The organism is Massilia sp. DWR3-1-1 (genome assembly GCF_049898325.1).
Taxonomy (GTDB): Bacteria; Pseudomonadota; Gammaproteobacteria; order Burkholderiales; family Burkholderiaceae_D; genus JAFCUW01.
The window spans coordinates 1-2,035 of the sequence record NZ_JAFCXL010000064.1 but is presented as its reverse complement, the minus strand read 5'-3'; the positions used below and the strand labels follow the sequence as shown (position 1 = coordinate 2,035).

The 2,035-nt window shown below is 54.0% G+C and carries 2 protein-coding genes and 1 pseudogene; all 3 read left to right on the top strand.

Going from position 1 to position 2,035, the window contains the following annotated elements:
* The first annotated feature begins 318 nt into the window (after window positions 1-318).
* Entirely contained in the window at window positions 319-612 is a 294-nt protein-coding gene (locus ACP7EY_RS23890) for a hypothetical protein (RefSeq protein WP_426197745.1), read from the top strand.
* A gap of 524 nt (window positions 613-1,136) precedes the next feature.
* Complete coding sequence (locus tag ACP7EY_RS23885; RefSeq protein ID WP_426197744.1) at window positions 1,137-1,829, top strand: IS6 family transposase; 693 nt, start codon at window positions 1,137-1,139, stop codon at window positions 1,827-1,829.
* Between the two features lie 57 nt (window positions 1,830-1,886).
* Window positions 1,887-2,035 (top strand): annotated as a pseudogene (locus ACP7EY_RS23880) (IS30 family transposase); the annotation flags it as partial.

Genomic DNA, 2,035 nt, shown 5'->3' with positions numbered 1-2,035 from the left:
CCACACTCGCCGATGCATGAATTTAAGCACGACAGGGCAGCGCTGATCCGCTGCGGGCGGGATCAAGACCATAGCTTAAACTCAGGCAAAATTTGTCTTGACGGTGGGGTCCACTTTAGGGTCCACTTTAGCTTTCCGTGCGACCTTGACGTGCAAGATGATCGATCGCTGAATCCGTTGTTACCAGAACGCCGTATATTCGGAATCGAAGTTTAAAATTCTGAACAACTGGGGGATGTTTTGCTATATTTTTTTAATTCGCCACATCACGGCGCCTGCGCACTTGAAGCTAAAACTTCTGGCAAGAACGGGTTCGGAATGCCAAAATATTTCGTCATCACAACCGCCAACCAGCAGCGGAAAATCCTGTGTACGTTCTGGTACCGCGACAATAGCCATGTATCGATCACCTCCAAGAACAAGCGTAACTCAGAACTGATTCGTATCGCTATCGGGCAGTTTTGCGTTTCACGGACCGCTGCGCCAGAAGGTGTTGAGTTAAATTTGCACTGCGCAAGCTTTGAAGGGTCGCTTACCAATCGATTCGGTCGCTTGCTCTTGACGACCAGCTTATTCCCTAAAGCACGAGGCGAATACCGGGAAAAGCATTGATTGGCATACAGCAATGCTTTGGAACGGCTGCTCTTTGGCTATGCGAGGCGGTCTCAAGTATCAAGTGCAACACCGGGTTAATGAATCGAATCGGCCTGCAATTGTAGCCGGTGGTTGTCAAGCTAGTTGTCGCCTGACCTGATCATCATGCTGCTTTTTTGAACCGTGTGTTCTTCTCGATTTCCTCTTCGTTTCTGCTCGTCTGTTCCGGATTGAGATGGACGATGGAGACAGGATTCCAGTTGCGCGTATCGCCGCTCCAGCGCCCGGGATGTGAGGTAACCTGATTTTTTCGGACACTCTTGTTTGGTAAACTTCACCAACTGGAGAACATATGACAAGCTCAAAAACATACACGCCGGAGCTTCGCGAAGAAGCGGTAAAGCTGGTCTTGACGCAGGGCTTGACGCTGGAGGATTAAAGTGGACCCATTCGTCAAGACAGTTTTTGCGGTTCTGTCGCATTAGCGAACCCCTGCGGGCCGGTCGAGTAAACTGCGGTGCCCGAATCTAGGACGAATCGACATGGTCAACTTCAAAGGTATGCGCTTTCCGATCGACGTGATTCTGGTCTGCATCCGCTGGTACGCCGCTTATCCGCTGAGCTACCGGCACCTTGAGGAAATGATGGAAAAGCGCGGCGTGTCGGTCGACCATTCGACGATCAACCGGTGGGCGATCCGCTTCTTGCCGCTGATTGAGAAAATGGCTCGCAAATACAAGCGCCCGGTCGGCGGCAGCTGGCGCATGGACGAAACGTACATCAAGGTCAAGGGCGTCTGGAAATACCTCTACCGCGCCGTCGACAAGCAGGGCAAGACAGTCGACTTCCTGCTGACGGCGAAGCGCGACATGGCTGCGGCGAAGCGCTTCTTCGACAAGGCCATGGCGGAGAATGGCGATCCGCACAAGGTCGGGATGGACAAAAGCGGCGCCAACAAGGCGGCGCTCGATGCGATCAACGCCAGCCGGTACTTGCCGATCGTGGTGCGCCAAGTCAAATATCTCAACAACATCGTTGAACAGGATCACCGCGCCATTAAGCGGGTCACTAGGCCGATGCTCAACTTCAAATCATTCCGCGCCGCCGGCTCCGTGCTCGCCGGCATCGAGCTGATCCACATGATCCGCAAGGGCCAGTTTGCAATCGACAGCGCCGATGAGTTGTCGTTCGCCGACCAGTTTTCTGCGTTTGCAGGAATGGTACGTCCAGTTTAAGCGGCACATTGCCGTTTAGGGAAATTCCGCGGTTTGATCAACAACGCGACAGAACCGATCAAAGATATGCAGAGCATCCATATCCGCCCGCCGGAGATCGAGGACCGCCTCATCCCCGGCCACTGGGAGGGCGACCTCATCAAGGGCGAAGGCAACCGCTCCTCGGTCGGCACGCTGGTCGAACGCACCACGCGTTTCGTGGTGCT